Annotated in this window: 17 protein-coding genes and 1 pseudogene; 11 read left to right on the forward strand and 7 right to left on the reverse strand. The window is 56.6% G+C overall.

Going from position 1 to position 20177, the window contains the following annotated elements:
- Nucleotides 1-72 precede the first annotated feature (72 nt).
- Together ftsH and CKW16_RS10975 are read left to right on the forward strand one after the other, a co-directional pair.
- Entirely contained in the window at nt 73-1914 is a 1842-nt protein-coding gene (ftsH, locus tag CKW16_RS10970; RefSeq protein WP_095128429.1) for an ATP-dependent zinc metalloprotease FtsH, read from the forward strand.
- 66 nt (nt 1915-1980) lie between these two features.
- Nucleotides 1981-2406: a potassium channel family protein gene (locus CKW16_RS10975; RefSeq protein WP_095128430.1), complete on the forward strand. Its 426-nt coding sequence runs from the start codon at nt 1981-1983 to the stop codon at nt 2404-2406.
- A gap of 69 nt (nt 2407-2475) precedes the next feature.
- On the opposite strand, the gene CKW16_RS10980 is transcribed toward CKW16_RS10975, so the two are convergent.
- Entirely contained in the window at nt 2476-3360 is an 885-nt protein-coding gene (locus CKW16_RS10980; protein WP_095128431.1) for a universal stress protein, read from the reverse strand.
- Nucleotides 3361-3520: 160 nt separating this feature from the next.
- Complete coding sequence (locus CKW16_RS10985) at nt 3521-5896, reverse strand: phosphoketolase (protein ID WP_095128432.1); 2376 nt, start codon at nt 5894-5896, stop codon at nt 3521-3523.
- A gap of 251 nt (nt 5897-6147) precedes the next feature.
- On the opposite strand from CKW16_RS10985, the gene fnr reads away from it, so the two are divergent.
- Nucleotides 6148-6891, forward strand: a complete 744-nt coding sequence (gene fnr / locus CKW16_RS10990; RefSeq protein ID WP_095128433.1) for a fumarate/nitrate reduction transcriptional regulator Fnr — start codon at nt 6148-6150, stop codon at nt 6889-6891.
- Nucleotides 6892-6915: 24 nt separating this feature from the next.
- Nucleotides 6916-7899, forward strand: a complete 984-nt coding sequence (locus tag CKW16_RS10995) for a zinc-dependent alcohol dehydrogenase family protein (protein WP_095128434.1) — start codon at nt 6916-6918, stop codon at nt 7897-7899.
- Here the strand turns inward: CKW16_RS10995 and CKW16_RS11000 are convergent.
- Nucleotides 7889-8800: a universal stress protein gene (locus tag CKW16_RS11000; protein WP_095128435.1), complete on the reverse strand. Its 912-nt coding sequence runs from the start codon at nt 8798-8800 to the stop codon at nt 7889-7891. The genes CKW16_RS10995 and CKW16_RS11000 overlap by 11 nt on opposite strands.
- A gap of 227 nt (nt 8801-9027) precedes the next feature.
- On the opposite strand from CKW16_RS11000, the gene CKW16_RS11005 reads away from it, so the two are divergent.
- Nucleotides 9028-9591, forward strand: a complete 564-nt coding sequence (locus CKW16_RS11005) for a GNAT family N-acetyltransferase (protein WP_095128436.1) — start codon at nt 9028-9030, stop codon at nt 9589-9591.
- 54 nt (nt 9592-9645) lie between these two features.
- Here CKW16_RS11005 and CKW16_RS11010 read toward each other — a convergent pair whose 3' ends face one another.
- Nucleotides 9646-10569 carry a universal stress protein gene (locus CKW16_RS11010; RefSeq protein WP_095128437.1) on the reverse strand — a complete coding sequence of 308 codons (924 nt, stop codon included), beginning with the start codon at nt 10567-10569 and terminating at the stop codon, nt 9646-9648.
- Nucleotides 10570-10778: 209 nt separating this feature from the next.
- On the opposite strand from CKW16_RS11010, the gene CKW16_RS11015 reads away from it, so the two are divergent.
- A complete protein-coding gene (locus tag CKW16_RS11015) occupies nt 10779-11681 on the forward strand; it encodes a GGDEF domain-containing protein (RefSeq protein ID WP_095128438.1) in 903 nt (300 codons plus the stop codon).
- A gap of 18 nt (nt 11682-11699) precedes the next feature.
- Here the strand turns inward: CKW16_RS11015 and CKW16_RS11020 are convergent, their stop codons facing one another.
- Complete coding sequence (locus CKW16_RS11020; RefSeq protein ID WP_095128439.1) at nt 11700-12938, reverse strand: DUF4010 domain-containing protein; 1239 nt, start codon at nt 12936-12938, stop codon at nt 11700-11702.
- Nucleotides 12935-13063 carry a hypothetical protein gene (locus tag CKW16_RS32520; protein ID WP_256580471.1) on the reverse strand — a complete coding sequence of 43 codons (129 nt, stop codon included), beginning with the start codon at nt 13061-13063 and terminating at the stop codon, nt 12935-12937. Before CKW16_RS32520 ends, CKW16_RS11020 begins: the two co-directional genes overlap by 4 nt.
- 175 nt (nt 13064-13238) lie before the next feature.
- Here CKW16_RS32520 and CKW16_RS11025 point away from each other — a divergent pair, with 175 nt between their 5' ends.
- From CKW16_RS11025 to CKW16_RS11045, 5 genes and pseudogenes are all read left to right on the forward strand, one after another.
- Entirely contained in the window at nt 13239-14165 is a 927-nt protein-coding gene (locus CKW16_RS11025; RefSeq protein ID WP_095128440.1) for a universal stress protein, read from the forward strand.
- A gap of 36 nt (nt 14166-14201) precedes the next feature.
- Nucleotides 14202-15107, forward strand: a complete 906-nt coding sequence (locus CKW16_RS11030) for an amino acid ABC transporter substrate-binding protein (protein ID WP_095128441.1) — start codon at nt 14202-14204, stop codon at nt 15105-15107.
- Nucleotides 15108-15293: 186 nt separating this feature from the next.
- A pseudogene (locus CKW16_RS11035) lies at nt 15294-15392 on the forward strand (carbamate kinase); the annotation flags it as partial.
- Between the two features lie 835 nt (nt 15393-16227).
- Nucleotides 16228-16560: a hypothetical protein gene (locus tag CKW16_RS11040; RefSeq protein WP_095128442.1), complete on the forward strand. Its 333-nt coding sequence runs from the start codon at nt 16228-16230 to the stop codon at nt 16558-16560.
- A gap of 938 nt (nt 16561-17498) precedes the next feature.
- A complete protein-coding gene (locus CKW16_RS11045) occupies nt 17499-17957 on the forward strand; it encodes a hemerythrin domain-containing protein (RefSeq protein ID WP_095128443.1) in 459 nt (152 codons plus the stop codon).
- Nucleotides 17958-18528: 571 nt separating this feature from the next.
- On the opposite strand, the gene CKW16_RS11050 is transcribed toward CKW16_RS11045, so the two are convergent.
- The gene (locus CKW16_RS11050) at nt 18529-19959 is read right to left on the reverse strand and encodes an IS1182 family transposase (protein ID WP_095128444.1); all 1431 of its coding nucleotides are present in this window, start codon (nt 19957-19959) and stop codon (nt 18529-18531) included.
- Between the last annotated feature and the right edge of the window lie 218 nt (nt 19960-20177).

Raw genomic sequence — 20177 nt, forward strand, 5'->3', positions numbered from 1 at the left:
CCCCTGGGGAGCCGGTGGTTTTCCAGGCGGATTACGGGCTGCCCGGCCCGTGTTTTTTGTCGAGTCATCGCCATGAAAAAGAACCACCAATGGAACCTGTCCTACTTCGCGATCGCGTTTGTCGTGCTCACCCTCGTTCAATTTCTGTTTATTGATCGTCGTGTCGTGCAGAGCATTCCCTACAGTCAGTTTTTGCAACTGCTGAACGAGCAAAAGGTCAGCGATTTACGGGTCGAGAAGGATCAGATCAGCGGCAAACTGCAGGACCCCATTGACGGGCACAACCTGTTCTCCACCGTGCGGGTCGATCCGGCGCTGGCGACGGAACTCGCGCAATCGGGTGTCGGCTTTACCGGGGTCAACGAAAACACCTTTTTGAATGGACTGCTGGGCTGGCTGCTGCCGTTTTTCCTGATCATGGTGATCTGGCATTTTCTGTTTCGCGCCATGGCGGAAAAACAAGGCATGGGCGGGTTGATGAACATCGGCAAGTCCCGGGCCAAGGTGTTCGTCCAGCGCGATACCGGGGTGACCTTCGCCGATGTCGCGGGTATCGATGAAGCCAAGGCCGAATTGGTAGAAATCGTCTCTTTTCTCAAGGACAAGGCCAAATACGCACGCTTGGGGGCGCACATTCCCAAGGGCACGTTGTTGGTCGGTCCGCCGGGAACCGGCAAAACCCTGGTGGCCAAAGCCATTGCGGGTGAAGCCGGTGTGCCGTTTTTCTCGATCTCGGGGTCGGAATTTGTCGAAATGTTCGTTGGAGTGGGTGCCGCCCGTGTGCACGACTTATTCGAGCAAGCGCGGCAGGCGGCGCCCTGCATCATCTTCATCGACGAACTGGATGCGCTGGGCAAAATGCGAGGCGTTGGCGCATTTGGCGGCAATGACGAAAAGGAGCAAACCCTCAACCAGCTACTGGCAGAACTGGACGGATTCGATCCTCGTGAGGGCGTTGTATTACTGGCTGCGACCAATCGGCCAGAGATCCTGGACCCGGCGCTGCTGCGAGCCGGCCGGATCGACCGCCAGGTACTGATTGATCGCCCGGACCGTAAAGGCCGGCAAGCGATTCTCAAGGTCCATCTGCAAAAAATCACTGTGGAGCCGGGCCTGGATGGCGAGCGTATTGCCGACATCACCACGGGCTTCACGGGCGCTGATCTGGCCAATCTGGTCAACGAAGCGGCGATCGTGGCCACTCGTCGTGGCGCCGAAGCAGTCAGCCTGGATGACTTCACGGCGGCAGTGGAACGTATCGTCGCGGGGGTTGAACGCAAGAGCAGCGTGCTACACCCCGACGAGCGCCAGGTGGTGGCGTATCACGAAATGGGGCATGCCCTGGCTGCCAGTAGCCTGCCGGCCATGGACCCCGTTCACAAAGTCTCCATTGTGCCCCGCGCCATCGGCTCGCTGGGCTATACGCTGCAGCGACCGACCGAGGATCACTTCCTCATCAGTTGCCAAATGCTCAAGGACCGGATTGTTGTTCTGATGGCCGGACGCGCCGCCGAATACCTTGCTTATGGCCAGATTTCTACCGGGGCTGCCGATGATTTGGCTCGCGCCACTGATATCGCCCGACAATTGATCACCCGGTTTGGCATGAGCACCGAACTCGGACAGTCGGTGCTGGAGCGGCAAAGCGCGACCTATCTGGGCGAACGTATGCAGGGTGTTGGTGAGAAAGACTATTCGGAACAAACGGCCAGGGAAGTTGACCTGGGTATTCGTGCCCTGCTCGATGAAGCCTATGGGCGGGCAAAAGCCCTGCTTGACAGTCGTCGGGGTGATCTGGACGCCGGTGCACACTTGTTGCTGGAAAAAGAAACCCTGACACCCGAAGAGTTTCCACCGCTCATGCCGATCAAACCCGCCCCGCCATCCACCCAGCGGACCGTGACGCCACCCTGAGGAACGTGTCTTGATGATACCCCTTAGTGCGGACCGCTACGCATCCGCTACCGTTGGAGGTTCGCCATGCTGGCAGTCACGTTGATCAATACTCTGGTGGTCATCATCGTCGTGGTGATCCACTACGAGTGCCTGTTACGTCTGAACGATTGGCTGCCCCGGCTCAAGCTTTGGAGCCGTTTCAGAATTGTCGTCGGGGTGTTCGGCGCCCTGCTGGCCCACGCGTCAGAAGTCTGGTGCTTCGCGCTGGTCTATTACCTAATGGTGCGTTCCGGCGAATGGGGCGGCCTGACGGGCAACTTCGATGGTTCGCTGCTGGACTGTGTCTATTTTTCCTTCACTACCTATACGACGATCGGTTTCGGCGATATTTCACCCGTCGGCAATCTCAAGTACCTGACCGGCCTGCAGGCGTTGACCGGTCTGGTACTCATTTCCTGGACGGCCTCGTTTCTATTTCTCGAAATGCAGAAATACTGGAAGAGCAAATAACAAGCGCAGGCATACGCTCTGCCAGACCCGTCTGTCGGTCTGGCATAAACGGCCTGTGTCTCTTCAGGCTCAGACCGCCAGGACGCTGCAAGGCACTTGATACAAAATATGCTCGGTCGTACTGCCCAACAGCTTGTCCACCCCATGGGATTGGACTCTACCCATCACGATCACATCCACTTGATGCTCGTTAGCGAACTCGCTCAGCGCCGTGACGGGGTGTCCTAGAATGAAGTGTCGACGATCAGAGGGCACACCATACCGACCGGCCAACTTGAGGAAAGATTTTTCCAGGTCTCTGCGCAGCGCTTTGGTGAGGTCAGCCAGCGTCAGACCGCCCATGTCCGCCAGAAAGGCGGCGGAAATATTGCAGGCGTACAGCAAATGCAACTCGGCATCACACTGCATGGCGAGGCCTCTTGCTTGCTGGATGATCCGGTCATTGAGTTCGTCGTCGGGAGACTCGGCATCCGACACCTCGACCGCCGCCACAACCTTGCGTGGCAAGACGAAGCCGCTCCCGCCCACCAGGTAAACCGGTATCGAACAGTGACGCAGCAAATGCCAATCCAGAGGCGTGAAAAAGGCACGCTTGAGCGCTGATTCATGCTGAACTTCCTTGATCAACAGGTCGGGCTGCATTTCCGAGACGTGATCCAGGATGTCTTGCTTCATGTCATCGGCCCAGGCCACCTCGGTGGTCACATCGATCCCCCTGCCCCGCAGATTTTTTGCCTGGTTCTTTAGCCAGTCATGATGGTCTTGCAGGTAACGCTCCCGAGCCTTTTCCCGGTCGCCTTCTTCGAGCAGCGACAACATTTTCAACGAAGGAATCAAGGCGGCAATATGCAAACTCGCGCTGCTGGCCTTGGCCAGCGCTGCAGCATGATTGATTGCCTGGGAATAGCGCAGGGCCGGGTTGATGATCACTAACAACCGTTGATACTGGCTCATGATCTGCCTCCAGTCAGGTGGGTATTCGACGCCGGTTGCTGCCTGTTGCCGAGGCCAGCGGTGGCGCCCTCGCTGGATCAAGCACCAGCATGGCTCCAGAGTCCTCCTCCGGCGCCTGCGTGCCCTTGATTTAAATCAGATCCCCCGCACACACAGGACCTCAGCCATCGGCCACAGGCGTCCACTGCCAGTTCAGCACCTCGGGCATGTCTTGCCCGTGCTCGATGAGGTAGAGCTTGTGTTTTTCCATCGTCGACCAGTATCGCGACCGCGCGTTTTGCAGTTGATCATGCAGGCGGGGCACCCGCTCGATGACGTCCAGTGCCAGTTGATAACGGTCCAGGTTATTGATCACGGCCATATCGAACGGCGTCGTGGTCGCGCCCTCCTCCTTGAAGCCACGGACGTGGAAATTGTCATGATTGGTGCGTTTGTACAACAGGCGGTGGATCAGCGCGGGGTACCCGTGGAAGGCGAAAATCACCGGTTTATCGACCGTGAACAGTTCATCAAACGCTGTGTCCGGCAAACCATGGGGATGCTGGAAGGATGGCTGCAGCACCATCAGGTCGACTACATTGATAACCCTGACACACAAATCAGGAACGTACTCGCGCAACAAGGTCACGGCAGCCAGGGTTTCCAGGGTCGGCACGTCACCGGCGCAGGCCATCACCACGTCCGGGTCCTGATCATCCCGGCATGCCCAGTCCCAACGGCCGATTCCTGTCTGGCAATGTCGGATGGCGGCATCCATATCCAGCCACTGCCACTCCGGTTGTTTGCCGGCGACGATGACGTTGATGTAATCGCGGCTTCTCAGGCAGTGGTCAGACACCGACAACAAGCAATTGGCATCGGGCGGCAGGTAGATCCGCACGACGTCCGACTTTTTATTCGCCACCAGATCGATGAACCCCGGATCCTGGTGGGAAAAACCGTTATGGTCCTGGCGCCAAACATGGGACGTCAGCAAATAATTGAGCGAAGCAACGGGTTTACGCCATGGCACCTCAGCGGCGGTTTTCAGCCATTTGGCATGCTGATTGACCATCGAATCGACGATATGGATGAATGCCTCGTAACAGGACAGCAAACCATGGCGGCCCGTCAGCAAATAGCCTTCGAGCCAACCCTCGCACACCTGCTCGCTGAGGATCTCCATGACCCGGCCATCGACCGACAGGTTCACATCGTCCGGCTCCAGCGGCTCCATCCATGCTTTGGCGCTGACCTCGTAGACCGCATCCAGTCGATTCGACGCAGTTTCATCCGGGCCGAACAGACGAAAGTTTTTCGATAGCAGATTGTTTTTCATCACATCGCGTAAAAAAGTGCCCAGTACCCGCGTGGCCTCTGCGCGCAGGCTGCCAGGCACCTCGAGCTTCACCGCATAGTCGGTGAACCGCGGCAGGTCCAGAGCCCTCAACAACAAGCCACCGTTGGCGTGGAGATTGGCACTCATGCGCCGGTGGCCGGTCGGTGCCAGTGCAGCGATTTCGGGCAGCAAGGTACCATTGGCATCAAACAGTTCACCGGGACGGTAACTGTTAAGCCACTCCTCCAGTTGTCGCAGATGAATCGGCTGCTGGAAATCGGCCAGGGGTACCTGATGCGCGCGCCAGGTGCCTTCGACGCGATGGCCATCGACGAATTTCGGGCCGGTCCAGCCTTTGGGTGTGCGCAACACCAACATGGGCCAAAGCGGCCGTTCTGGTGCTCCGGACTGCCGAGGCTGGCGCGCTTCGCGCTGAATCTCGCGGATTTTCAGCACCATCGTATCCAGCGTCCGGGCCAGGGCCTGATGCACCTGCGTCGGATCATCGCCTTCAACGAAATACGGATCGTAGCCATAGCCATACATCAGGGCTGACAGTTCATCCTCACTGATTCTGGACAGCACCGTGGGGTTGGCGATTTTGTAGCCATTGAGGTGCAGGATCGGCAGCACAGCCCCATCACGCACCGGGTTGAGGAACTTGTTGGAGTGCCAACTCGCCGCCAGCGTACCAGTTTCGGCCTCACCGTCACCGATCACGCAGGCGACAATCAGGTCTGGGTTATCAAAGGCGGCACCGTAGGCATGGGCCAGGCAATAGCCCAGTTCGCCGCCTTCATGGATCGACCCCGGAATCTGCGCCGACACATGGCTGGAAATCCCGTACGGCCAGGAAAACTGCCGAAACAGGCGAAGCAGACCGTTGGTATTGCGCTCCACCGATGGACAAAATTCGGTATAGGTGCCTTCCAGGTAGGTCTGCGCGACAACCGCTGGCCCGCCATGGCCGGGACCGGCGACGAAGAGCATGTTCAAGTCGTACTGGTTGATCAGCTGATTGAGGTGCGTGTAGATCAGGTTAAGGCCTGGCGTCGTGCCCCAATGGCCCAGCAACCGCGGTTTGAGGTGGGCCAGGGTCAGGGGCACCTTCAGTAAAGGGTTATCTTTGAGGTAGATCTGCCCGACAGCCAGATAATTGGAGGCCCGCCAATAGGCATCCAGCCCCTCCAGTTGCTCATCACTCAGAAAATCGCTCATGAAGTTCTCCGCCAACGGCTCGACCTACCGATAGTCATTCGTGGATTCTGGGAGTCTGAAACGCCCAGGACTTGATTTACATCAAGTCTCACCGCCGGCAATCAAGTTGAATGGCGTGGGAGTGCTCTGAACATCGGCCCGCAAGACGCAGGTTTTCCCCGTTCGTCGATTACCCCGGCGAACGCCCGAATGAGCTGCGCACCCGAAGACTCACCATCTATGCTTAGAAAACCCCAGATGGCGTCCCTCCCATGCCTGAAACTCGTCCCCTTCAAGTTCATTACCTCAAGGCCGCGTGTTCCAACTGCAGCGTGTTGGAGTTGTGCCTGCCAATTGGCCTGAGCGGCGCGGAAGTCGAGCGACTGGATACGCTGATCGTGCAACGCTTCAAGGTTAAAAAGGGTGCCGCGTTATACCGCACGGGTGATCCGTTGCGTTCGCTTTACGCGGTCCGTATCGGCTCATTCAAGACCAGCGTGTTGTCAGTCGATGGTCGTGAACAGGTCACGGGTTTTCACATACCCGGCGAGATGCTCGGTCTGGACGCCATCAGCGCCGATGAGCACGCCTGCAATGCGTTTGCCCTCGAGGACAGCGAAGTCTGTCCCATCCACTTCGCGCAACTGGAGAAACTCGCCCAAAACCTGCCGTCGCTGCAGCACAACCTTAACAGGCTCCTGAGCCGTGAAATCGTGCGTGATCACAGCATGCTGATGCTGATGGGCAATATGAACTCGGATGAGCGACTGGCGGCTTTTCTGCTGAACCTGTCGCAACGTTTTAGTATCCGCGGCTATTCATCCAGGGACTTCGTGCTGAAAATGCGTCGCGAAGAAATCGGCTCCTACCTGGGGCTGCGGCTGGAAACCATCTGCCGGGGCATTGCGCACCTGCGGGATCAGGGACTGGTAGAAATAACGGGCCGAGACGTCAAAATCCAGAACATGGAAGGGCTCAAGCAGCTGGTCGCGGGCTGTCATCGCTCCCCACGCTGACACCCGCACGTCTGGAGGATTGGCATGCGTGCCATGGTTCTTCATATTCCCGGCCAGCCGCTGCAACGGGAAGAGCGCCCCATCCCGACACCCGGGCCACACCAACTGTTAATCAAAGTCCTGGCATGCGGCGTGTGCCGCACCGATCTGCATCTGGTGGACGGTGAGTTACCACAAGCGGTATTGCCGCGGGTACCGGGACATGAAATCGTCGGTGAAGTCACAGCGGTAGGTGCCGACGTTGCGCCCAGCTGGATAGGCCAGCGGGTGGGTGTTCCCTGGCTTGGCTGGACCTGCGGTCACTGCGTGTTCTGCCGCTCGGGCCGGGAGAATCTGTGTGATCAGGCGCAGTTCACCGGTTGTCATCTGGACGGTGGTTACGCCGAGTACACCGTAGCCGACAGGCGTTTCTGTTTCCCTATTCCTGAGGTGCTCTCGGACATCGAGGCCGCACCGCTGCTGTGCGCCGGGCTGATCGGCTTTCGGGCGCTGCAAATGGCCAAAGACGCACGCCATCTGGGCCTCTATGGTTTCGGTGCAGCAGCGCATCTGGCGATTCAGGTGGCGCGGGGGCGGGGGCAGAAGGTGTATGCCTTCACCCGACCGGATGACAGCGAAGGCCAGGCCTATGCCCTATCCTTGGGGGCCGAATGGGCCGGCCCTTCGGATCAACCTCCGCCACACTTGCTCGATGCCAGTCTGATTTTCGCCCCCGTCGGTGCGCTAGTACCGGCGGCGCTGGCGGTAACGGTCAAAGGCGGCTGCGTGGTGTGCTCCGGCATTCACATGAGCGACATCCCTTCGTTCCCTTATCGGCTGCTGTGGGGCGAGCGCAGCGTTCGTTCGGTGGCCAACCTGACCCGAGAAGACGGCACGGCGTTCTTTGCGGAGCTGCAACACACGCCCGTGCACTGCGACGTCACCCGTTTTGCCCTGGACGATGCCAATCAGGCGCTGGCGTGCGTGCGGGCCGGTCAGTTCAACGGCGCGATCGTCCTCACGCCCTGACGCCCTGTCCCACCGCCAGAATACTCCCCGGCACCGAGTACAAGGCCCGTTCGGTGTTGCTGCCGATTATCCGGTCAATGCCCACCCGGTGCACGGTGCCCATCACCACCACATCGGCCAAGTATTGCTCGACGAACTCACTGATCACCGGCACCGGCAGCCCCATGACGAAATGTCGACGTTCAGGCGGCACACCGTAGCGATCTGCCAGGGTGACGAAAGCCAGGTGCAACGACTCACGCAGCTCCTCGATGTAGTCCACGCCCCAGCCGCCGCCGGTCAGCGGCGCGTCACCATTGAAGGCCGGCGACAAATCAAAGGCATACAGCAAGTGCAGCGGCGCGTCGCACTGCAAGGCCAATGCGTTCGCGGTCTGGATGATAGTGTCGTTGAGGCCGCTGATCTGGGTTGATGGATCGAACGGATCCACCGCCGCCACAATGCGGTGCGGCAAGCTGTACCGTACTTGGTTTACCAAATGCACGGGGACCGGGCATTCGCGCAACAAGTGGCAATCGAGAGGTGTAGTGAACACCCGCTTGAGCAGTGGCTCAAAGGTGACGTCCTTGATCAGCAGGTCGGGCTTGAGCGCTTCGACCGTCTTCAGGATGTCCAGCAGCGGATGGCTGGTGAATACCGCTTCGACGGTCACCTCTAGCCCGACTTCATTGAGCCGGTCCATCTCGTCGGCGGCCCAACGACGACAGCGGCGCAAATAGCCCTGATACCTCGCGTCGTCGACTTTCTCGTCCCACAAATGCACCACCGGTGCCGGTTCGACAAAGGCCCGCACATCCAGCGCAGTCCCACTTGCCTTGGCCAGCGCGACGGCACGCAACATCGCCGGGGATTGGTGCAAGGTTTGGTCGGCGATCAGCAACAAACGTTGATATTGGCCCATCACACACCTCGGTTCGACACCGGCTCGCAAGGGCCGGCAGGTGTCCCAGACTGCACCCGTTGCCCCCTGCCCCAAGTTGATTTACATCAACCAGGTACGAATGAATGCGCTTCGTCACGAGTCTCTGATCCAGATCAGATTCAAGCACCAGCAACGGCGTAGAAAGGAATGAATCGTACGGTTCGTCACCGTGCGTCAACCTTTCAAACCGGATGGAGGAATACCCCATGCTCACTGTCAAAGACCACAATGATCGGGCCGCGGCCGCCTACGCCGCAGTCACCGGACAATACTGGATTGAAGCGCTCAAGGACGGTCGCCATGTGTTGATCCGGCCGCTGGCGGAAAAAGATCGCGTGCGTGAATACGCCTTTATCAAACGGCTGTCTCCCGAGTCCCGGCACATGCGTTTTCTTGCGCAGATCAACGAACCTGGCGCCGCCATGCTTAACCAGTTGATGGACACCGATAACAAACAGCGCACAGCCTACATCGCGCTGGTCCACGAAAACGGCCAATTGATTGAGATCGGCGTCAGCCGCTACGCCGCCACGGGCGAGCATGAATGTGAATGCGCCGTGACAGTCGCCGATGAATGGACACATCTGGGCCTGGGTACGTTACTGATGGAGCATTTGATCAAAACCGCTCGCAAAAACAACTTTCGCCAGATGTATTCGGTGGATGCCTCCAGTAATGCACCGATGCGTGACCTGGCCAAGGCTCTAGGTTTCGAGACACGCAATGATCCCGATGACAGCCGTCAGGTCATCCATCGTCTTTTCCTGTAAACAATCGCCCCGCGATGTTCCGGCCAACGGTTCATCGCGGGGCTATCCAAGTTCTCAGGATTGCAGCATCTCGCTCGGTTTGATCGCAAGTACACTGCAAGGCGCCCGGTGCAAGAGTTGTTCGGCCGTGGTCCCCAGTAGCTTGTTCAACCCCTTGTGCTGCACCGTTCCCATTACGATGACATCGGTGCGGTGGTCAGCGGCAAATTCACAAATACTAGATACCGGTGCGCCCTCGATGAAGTGCCGACATTCCGGTGGCACGCCGTGACGCTCTGCCAGGGCCGCAAATGCCTCGTGCTGAGCCACGCCCAACGCTTCATAAATCCCGACGGCCAGCGGCAGCGCACCAAATCCCATGTCCTGCGCATACACGGCCGTCCAGTCAAAGACATGCAGCAGCTCAAGCCGGGCGTCACATTGTTCAGCCAGCTTGGTCGCAGCGTCGATAATCTGGTCGTTGAACACATGGTCCTGCTCTTCGCTGCGCATCACATCGACGATGGCCAGCACGCTGCGGGGTCGTGGATTGAGGGCATTGGTCACCAGATGCACCGGCACCGGACAATCGCGCAGCAACTGCCAGTCCAGCGGCGTGAAAAACACCCGTTTCAATGCCGATTCTTCTTGGGCTTCCTTGATGATCAGCGCCAGCGGCATTTCGTTGACGAAGTGCAGAATCTCCTCATAAGGATGCTGTACCCACACCACCTCGCTGGTGACCTCGACCCCGTGTTTGCTCATCAACCCGGCTTGCTCCGCGAGCCACTGCCGATGGGTTTGCAAATACCCGTCCCGGGCCAGGCTGATTTGTTCAGGGGCGAACAGGCCGGCTACCGCCAGGGCCTGCAAATAATCGAACGCCACGATGTGCAACGGCAATTGCATGACTAACGCCAACGCGGCGGCGCGATCGAACGCCGGTGTGCGGGTCATGGCTGGGGGGGCTATTAACAGTAAACGCTGTGTCTGCGACATGGGGCACCTCGGCACGCGGCCATCTGGCTGGAGCGAATAGAAATCCAGATTGAGCGTTCCTGCCTGAGGCGACTTGATCTTTATCAGAAACGACGTCCTGTATGACGTTGATTACGGCAGATAAGGTTGATCTTGATCAACGGATTCCCTCCTCCATCGCCCTAGCCTGAATCAAGGCTTAACGTGTCAATGGCAATGTCGGAGGGGCAATGATCGAATATGACCAGCAGTTGTTGGTAAGAGCATTGGATGCTGCGACAAATCCGGTATTGATCACAGAGCGGACGGGGTGCATCGTCTGGATCAATAAAGCGTTCTGCCTCTTGAGTGGCTATTCCAAACCGGAGCTGGTGGGAAAAACCCCGCATCTGCTCTCGTCGGGACGACAAAGTACTACCTTCTATCGGGACCTATGGCTGACGCTCCTGGCGGGCCTGACCTGGCAGGGAGAAATGGTCGAGCGACGCAAGGATGGCGCTAGCTGTACCGTCAATCAGGTCATCACCCCTGTGCTCGATCATCAAGGTGTGGTGACGCACTTCATCGCCATCTTGCACAATTTCAAGTTGATGGATGACGAGCGCGCCAACATGCAGCAGTTGGCGTTTCACGACACCCTGACCGGGTTGCCTAACCGCAGGTTATTTCTGACTCTGCTCGATCAGGCGATTGACCACGCCACGAAACATCAACAGTCGTTGGCGTTGATGTTTATCGATCTGGATCGCTTCAAGTCGGTCAACGACACGTTAGGACACGCCTGTGGGGACAAGCTGCTGGTAGCGGTGGCCGAACGCTTGGGCCAGTCCGTGCGCAGATCCGACGTTGTCTCTCGTTTAAGCGGGGACGAGTTCGCGATTCTGATCACGTGCATGGATCAAGTCGACCAGCTTGAGGCCTTGGCCAATAAGCTTATCGCCGCGATCAATCAGCCCTTCATGATCGAGGGACAAAGTATCGAAATGCGCATAAGCGTCGGTATCAGCCTGTTTCCCGCGGATGGAGTCATCGCCGAAGACTTGCTCGGACAAGCTGACGGCGCGATGTACCAGGCAAAAAAGGCCGGTGGCAATACCTGTCGGTTCAGCCTCCTGACGCCACCCTCTGATTGAGAACTCAATACACAGGCCTCAGTGCAACAAGGTGCCCACCCACATCGCCAGTGTCAGCAACACCTGGCCGGGGATCACATAAGCGGCGAACCGTCGTCCGCCGCTGACCCAGGCCACCAGGCATTTGCTCAGCGAGTTACTGCTGACAGCAATCAGCGCGGGGTCGGCAATGGCATCGAAAGGCAACAGCCCGGCCTTGGCCAGGGAGGCAATGGACGCCGTCGAGGAATGCGCATCGGCAAAACCGGTAAGGGTCGCGGTCAACATCACCCCTGCCTCGCCAAAGTGGCTGAGCATCACTGACGACAGAAAAGTGATACCGGTCATGGTCAACGTGACGACCAGGGCCAGCTTGAGATTGAACGCACCACCCACCTTGATCGGCTGGTTGGCGTCGGTCGTAGGCGTGGGAAACATCAAGCCCAGGCCATACAACGCCGTGGCAGCAGCACCGCATAACAGCGGACCCCACATGTGACGCAACAGGCCGGTATCGACCGCCCCCAGGATCAGGCCGACCTGGGTGACGGTAGCCAGATTGGACAGTATCGCTGCCGCGCTCAGAATTTTGATGTGCTCTGGCTCTTTGGTAACGAGATGCCCCATGGCGGCGATGGTCATGGTACTGGAAGCAAACCCGGAAGCGATGGCGCTGATCGCATAGCCATAACGGCTGCCCAAGGTACGCACAGCGATATGCCCCATCGCACCCACCGCCATAAGCAATACGGTCAGGGTGCAAATGGTGCGCAGGTTGATGGCGGCGTAGGGGCCGATGAAACGGTCCGGTGCCAATGGCAGCACCACCAGTGCAGCAATCAGTAACACCAACCCGTCGCGCATTTCCGCTTCGGTCAGTTGGCTGCGGGCAAAGTGGTGCAACTTCTGCCGGTACATCAGCAGCCCGGCAATCACCACACCAATGACAATGGCCAGCTCAGGCGCGGTGCTACATAATGCACCCAATACCAACACCGTGAGCAACGCCACTTCGCTGGTCACACCCGGGTCGTTACTCAAGCTTCGCCAATACGCCACGCAGACCAGCATTGCCAGTCCGAAAGCCATGATCCCCACCAGCAGACCACCACCAACCAACATTGCCCCGTAACCCAACAACGCGGTAATCGCAAACGTACGCAAGCCAGCACAGGCACGGCTGTCCCCTCGCCCCTTGTGCCGTTCGCGTTCAAGACCGATGAGCATGCCGATCCCCAGCGCAGCGGCCACTCCCGCCAAGCCCAAGGTTTCGATCATGGATGCCCCGCTCTCATGCTCGCCATGGCGATCCCTCCAATCCCATTCTTGCGCTTGAGTTCAGCACGCCCTGAAGACTGCGCCGCAATGACGGACGGGAGGTTGATAATGGTCAACCATTTCATGATGGACTCGGTGCGACTAACCGCACGTCGGACGGAATTTTTCGTCCCTCGCCAGTTTGACAAAAATCAATCTCCCCTCCCCGGCAAGCGGCAGGATGAGCCTAAGGCTTCACTGCCCAGACGCACCGTTGCCATTGAGCACAGGCGTTTCTGGATTACCTACGGGAGATTTGTCATGTCTGAGCAATCACGTTTCATGCTGGTCGTCTCGCCCCTGATGGAAAACAGCCCCGCTTTCGACCGGGCCGCAGCGTTGGCCAAGGCTTCGGGTGCGGCATTGCATATTGTGGCGTTCGATTACCTGGAAGGGCTGGCGACGGCCGGGATGGTCAACGAACAAGCGCTGGAGCAGATGCGACTCGGGTATGTCGAGCGTCATCGCCAATGGCTGGAAGAGCAGGCCCGTCCCTTACGCAAAATCGGAGTGCACGTCACCACTGAAGTGGTCTGGGTGGAAAGACCCTTGCAGGAAATCCTCATTCACCTCAAAGAACAGCCGATGGCCGCACTGATCAAGGCTCTTGAGTACGAATCGCTGCTGTCACGCCTGATGTTCACGCCCCTTGATATTCATTTACTGCGTGAATGCCCCGTGCCTTTGCATTTTGTCAGTCACGTGGAGCACGCCCTGCCACGCAAGATTGTCGCCGCAGTTGATCCTTTCCATCGCGATGGCCAATACGAAGGTTTCAACGACCGGATTCTGCGCGAGGCCTCAAAACTGGCGAGCACCTGTAATGCGACGCTCGATGTGATCTATGCCCATGACCTGTCCTCCATCAGCGGCGACGAATTCGGCTTCGACAACGCCTCTGCATTCTTTTCCTCAGGTACCGCCAAGACTCTGTTCGATGCGCAGGGCGAAGCCTTCCGCGAACTGGCCGAACGCAACGGGATCCCGCCTGAGCGCCAGCACATGATCATGGGCAATCCGGCCAAGGTTCTTTCCAGTTACGCTGACGCCTATGACATCGACGTAATCGTCATGGGCCGTGTAGGCCATCGTGGCATGGGCCGATTGGTCGGCAGTACGGTGGAACATCTTCTGTACAAAATGCCGTGCAGCGTGTGGGTGGTTTCACCGGAAGAATTGACTGAGTGAAAGAAGCCCACGAATCAGATAGAGGGAGAACGGGGTATGAACGCACCACTGACCAACGCCGCCAACCAAATGCTTGCCTGCGTACTCACATTGGCATCGGTAATTGTAAATGCCAATACCCTTGAGCGGGTGCAGACCGGGCAATCAATCACCCTGGGCTTTTTGCCTGACTTCGCTCCGTTCAGCACCCAGGACGGTGACAAGGCCAGCGGCTATGGGATCGACCTATGCCTGAAGGTGGTCGAAAAGGTCAAGAACGAGCTGGGCCTGCCCTCTTTGCAAGTACGCTATCAGCCTCTCAAGATTAACGAAGAAGTCGATGCCATCAGCACCGGAAAAGTTGACATCGTTTGTACACCGACATTGGCAACACTGGAGCGACGCAAGACAGTCAACTTCACTATCCCCATCTACACCGCCGGTCTTTCGGTCGTGGTACGCAAGAATGCGCCTGCTGGGTTGCTCAAAGTGCTTAATGGCCAGGTGGACAAGACCGGCCCAGCCTGGCGCGCGTCTGTCAATCGCGGTCTGGCCAACATGACTTATGCGACAGTCGCTGGCAGCGTCATTGACCAGTGGGTCCGCGACCAACTGCGCGCGCTGGGCGTAACGGTGACGCGGGTCACAGTCGAAGGCGCGAATGCGGGGCTCAAACTGGTGGCCAATGGCAAAGCTGATGCTTTCTTCGCTGAGCGCATGGTGCTGACGCACATCCTCGGCAACACATATCCTGACAAGAATCTTGTATTGCTGGACCGCATCTTTGACTACTCACCGACCGCAATGATGGTCGAACGGGACGATGAACGTTTCCGCTTGTTGGTGGATACCGCGCTGAGTGAAATGTACCGTTCGGGTGAGATCGAGCAGGCATACGACAGGCACCTGGGAGGCGTCAGCGACACAACCAGGAAGCTGTTCAAGCTCTATGCGCTGCCTTAAGCGATAGCGTCGGCGGTGTGCCGTTCATCCCCGATCAATGTGGGAGCAAACTTGCTCACGAAGGCGGCTCAACATTCGATATTGATGCTCGGTACCACCCCGCTGTCGCGAGCAAGCCCGCATTCACACTCGCACGGTTCAGCCAGAAGGGATGTGTTGCTCGCCCTTATCTAGAAGGACCACATTATGCGTATCGTCGTTGCTTTGGGCGGTAATGCTCTGCTCCGTCGGGGTGAACCTCGAACCGCAGAGAATCAGCGTGGCAATATCCGGATCGCCATCGAGCCGAGCCTGTAGATAACGACCCATCCATTCCAACACCTACAGACGCCCCCCCTCGCATGCCTGAGAACATTGTTGGACCTCGCAGTTCGCCGCAGGTCATTTGGTTCAGGGATGTGCCGACTCATGAAAAATTCCCGGGCAAGCGTGGCTTAATCATCAGGTTTCGGAATACATCAACAAGGGAATCGATGTCGAGCAGATGATAGAGCTCGCTAAGACTGTGACGACCTGGGATGAATGGTCTGTTGGCCTAAACCGCCTCAAGCCCGACTGAAAATCGCTCCAAAGCAAGGTGCAAGGCTTGGTGATCGGAACCTCACTTAGCTGCGTTTCTTGGAATGGCAGGAAGACTGCGTGCGCTGACTGCATCGGAGCTCCCATTACTCAGGCAGAAGCTCCAGATTGCAGTAGAGGGATTGATTCGTTCCTAACGCTTAGAGATTGAGCTTTGCAACAGAGTCGAAAAAAGAAAACTCTTACTTTTGAGAGTGCCCGCTTTTGGCCCAGGCCGTGTAAAAACGCATTCGTCACTTTGAAGTCAGCGTTGCTACGTGAAAATCTGGCGCCGACCGTTTGGTTAAGTAGACCAAAAGTTTGCGTAGGGACGCGATTTTTTGGCTGTTTTCGTCTGCCTCCGAAGATCGAAAACGTTTTTACACAGCGTCGGCCGATAGCTGCCCGCCATGATAGGCGGCAGATGGACAGACGCTGACGCTCGCCGGTATCTGCTGGCCCTTTACCACTTGAGGTCTCACCCCTGCGACGCTTTACAACAGAGTCCGGCCATCCTGATAGAATCGATCAGGCTATAGATAACACCCCTCTGAGAAATGGTATGAATACAGAATTGATGGAAGATGAGATGCGCCGGGCGCTATTCGGTGATTCTGAGCCCTCTGTGCCGGCAATTAACTCAGACGTGCAGGACACAGTCCCGGATGTTGTGATCGTGCAACCGGTGAAGGCAGCGAAGAAAAAGATAGTCTCAAAAGGCTTCACACCTAGGTTGAGAGTCACGCTCCGTGTGGGAAATGAATTTGAAGGCGAGATGCACGAGATGGTACATGAGGCCGATACGCTGAGCTCCCTAGTTGCAGAACAAGAAGCTACTAAGACGGCTAGAAAAAAATTCAGGTTTGTGGAAGTGGTTTCGGTCAAGTCGATGTAGTGGGTACTCTCACTTAGCTCGCCCATCTGGCATTAAACCGCATTCAGTTACCGCGGGTCACCGAACAGGTTCGTGTCGATTGAAGCCTCAAATACTAGGGGGCGGTAGTCGTATCCCGGACTGGATTTAACAGCACCACTCCATCCAACTCTCAATGTTTAACTGGTCGCCAGCCCCAAGCTACATAACTGAGGGTGGCGACAGGCAGAAATCGGCCAGTTTTACGCCGGTCTGAGCGGCTGCTTTGGGTTGTGGATTCAACCGGTCGCGATGGGCTCTGCCACCACTGTCAGATTTTACGTAGCGACGCAGACTTCAAAACTGGACCTGCGTTTTTACACAATTTGGGCCAAAAGCTACCTGTCGGCTTTGCCTAAGCAATCACAGACGCTCCACCTGTTGCACCTGGGCCTCATGTGCCTACGAAACCCGGGGCGATTCAAAACAGCGCGATCGGCACCGGCATGCAACGAAAGCAATGATCCCGTGCCGCTTGCCCCTCCAGTTGTGCTCAGGACACCAGCTGTTCAATGTCAGCCAGGAAGCGATCTTGGTGAGTCTGCTTTTTCTTGCCGGTGTATTTGAGTTCGGAGAAGGTCTTCTACATGGCGCGTAACAAGGCACACGGATAGGGTGGCTGGTTGACAGTGCTCGGTGTGCCAAGGGGGCTGCTAGCTATTTTTTTTTGCGTCGCCTTAAGTAAATCAAATAGCGTATATAAACATTCACTTGATATTTCAAATTCGTCCAAAGGCGGCAAATTTAGTGGGGCAAGAGTTTTGTGCCAGACTATAATAAAAATGTTAAATACGCGCGGATTAGTGTTTTGGGGTGGATGTATTAGAAGTTATGAAATTTGATGTGTGTGGCTATCCTTGGAGGTTGGTGGTTAATAATATTTAATCTGTGATGGTTTGGTGTAGTGGTGAGGATTTTATATGAACGTCTTGTTGAAAGAGCTACACACCTATCATCATGAGGTGGCTATCAAAATTACTCAAATCAAAGGATTGCTGGGGAGGTTGAGGCATGAATCCGCTAGTGCCGATGACTGCAAGCTGTTGTTTAAGCTGCTGGAAGCCTTGCATGGTGATGCAGAGCGACACCACCATGAAAATGAAGAGCTTATTCGGCGGGCCTTGCTAGCGACTGAGGCACCGATCCACCAACGGGTCAAGGATATCGAGCGAGATCATCAAGCATTTGGGCGCATTGCTGGACAGCTCAAGATGCTGGAGGACTCAACTCAGGAGGCGAGAGTAATCGCTGACACTATCGATGACTTTATCAAGAAATACTACGATCATATGGAGGCTGAGGAGAATATTTTCTTTCCGGTGGCAGATAAGTGGTTGTCAGACATCCAGTGGCAGGAAATAAAGCGTCAGTGGCATTAATCGAAGCTTTAACCGTCTTGCTTAACCATGCTGCTACTTAATACTCGATCTGACATATTTATTGCGCGGATTCCAAATTTTACACCGCGGGCTTGTAGGATTACTTATATAGAATTACAAACGAGATGAATTGTGAGCCTTACACCCACACATTCGCCATGCATGGAATAAGCGTTGGGGCTAATCGCATTATTTCGATTACAGATATCTAGTCGCCTACGGCGAATCTGGCCACGGGGTTATTGGGGGAACTGCGAGTGATGATGCAAATCTCTAGTGGCCATGCTTTAAGCAGGTGAGCCGCCCCTGGTTTCGTTGGCTGATCTGAGGGCGCGCACACGGCTCAACAGGTAGCAGCGGTCCACCGGCAACCCTGGGTCGCCAGGTACCCTTCTCCAGCGGCAGAAATCGGCCCAGAGTGTGTAAAAACGCTCATGGGCCTGGGATTCCTCAAGCATCGACGTTCGTTGACGGAGCTATCGCACGGTCGATGCATGGATTGCATCGGTAGCGTCCTGGAGCACGTAAGTGCTGTTTTAGCGTCCTTTGAATGAGCCAAAGCCGGCCTTTGTTACGCCGACAGTGCCTTTATCAAACTGTCAGCGCCGATAATTTTCATGACCCGTTTCAGGTTGTAGGCGAGCACGTTCAGGCTCATCTCCGCGCTTACCCCAGCCAGCTTTCGCGTCAGGAAGTGCGTTGCGCCCATCCATTGTTTGAGCGTCCCGAAGGGATGCTCAACCGTTCGTTTTCGGACTCGCATCATCTCCGGCGCGTTGTTCAGCCGGTTCTGCATCTCCTCCAGCACGCCTTCATGTTCCCAGCGCCGGACTCGCCGTTCCGTGCTCGGTGTACATTGCGATTTCAGTGCGCAATTCCGGCATTTCGAACTCCAGTAGCGGTGCAACGTCAGACCTTTTTCAACGCTGGAAAAACGCCAAATCAATGCCTCTCCAGCTGGACAAATGTATTCATTTTTTGAAGCATCGTAGATGAAGGCATCATTGTTGAAACGCCCATCGGCTTTGGCTGCTGAAGTCATCGGCTTCGGCACGTAGGCAGTTATATGAGTGTCGTGACAAGCCAAGATTTCCTCGCTTTTGAAGTAACCTCGGTCAGCCACTACCGACAGCGTTTCTGACGCCATCGCCTCGCGGGCCTGCTTGGCCATCGAGCTGAGTTGATCGCGGTCGGAACCGACGTTGGTCACCTCATGCGCAACGATCAAATAGTGCTGGGCATCGACCGCTGTTTGCACGTTGTAGCCGACAATTCCGGTACCGCGCGTCATCATGGAACGGGCGCCTGGATCGGTCAGTGAGACCTGTTTATCCGGCGACTCATTGAGCTGAATTTCGATCGCTTGAAGCTCCTTCATTCGAGTTTTGAGCTTGGCGATTTTCTCTTCCAGCCGCACGGCTTTGGGCTCGAAGGATGTGGGTTCTTGCCGATCGGCAGCATCGAGTGCCGCCAGGTAACGATTGATACTCGATTCAATTTCTTCCATGCGCCGTTTCAGTTTGGCGCTGGTGAAATTGCGGTCGCGGTTGTTGACTGCTTTGAATTTACTGCCATCGATGGCGACCAGATGTTCTCCGAATAATCCCAACTGCTGACACAGCACAACGAACTGGCGACAGACGCCTCGGATGGCCTTGCTGTTGTCTTTTCGGAAGTTGGCGATGGTCTTGAAATCCGGCATCAAACGCCCGGTCAGCCACATCAACTCGACATTGCGCTGAGCTTCTCGCTCCAGGCGCCGGCTCGATTGAATGCGGTTGAGATAGCCGTAGATATAGATCTTTAGCAGGATTGCGGGGTGGTAACCGGGCCTGCCAGTATCAGCAGGAGTGGCTCTCTCGAAACCCCGATTGACCAGGTCGAGTTCGTCGACGAAAACGTCGACTACACGCACCGGATTGGTATCGCTGACGTAATCGTCGAGGCTCTCGGGGAGCAAGGTGCTTTGACCGCGACATTCGCCTTGAATGAAGCGCTTCATCGGCAACTCCTGCGTTAAAATCCCCAGCAATCATACGCGCGATGACAATTATGAAAGCCCCGAGAATGACTAAGACACACGCCCCTCACCGGGCTCAAAAGCTCGTGGAACTTGGCTGGACTGTTAAACATGAATTCAAGGCTGACAACGAAACATACGAGTGGTATCTGGAATGGGAGCACGTTGAAGAGCCTCCATTACTTTCCTCACAAGATAAT

The sequence above is a fragment of the Pseudomonas sp. Irchel s3h14 genome, assembly GCF_900187425.1.
Lineage (GTDB): Bacteria > Pseudomonadota > Gammaproteobacteria > Pseudomonadales > Pseudomonadaceae > Aquipseudomonas.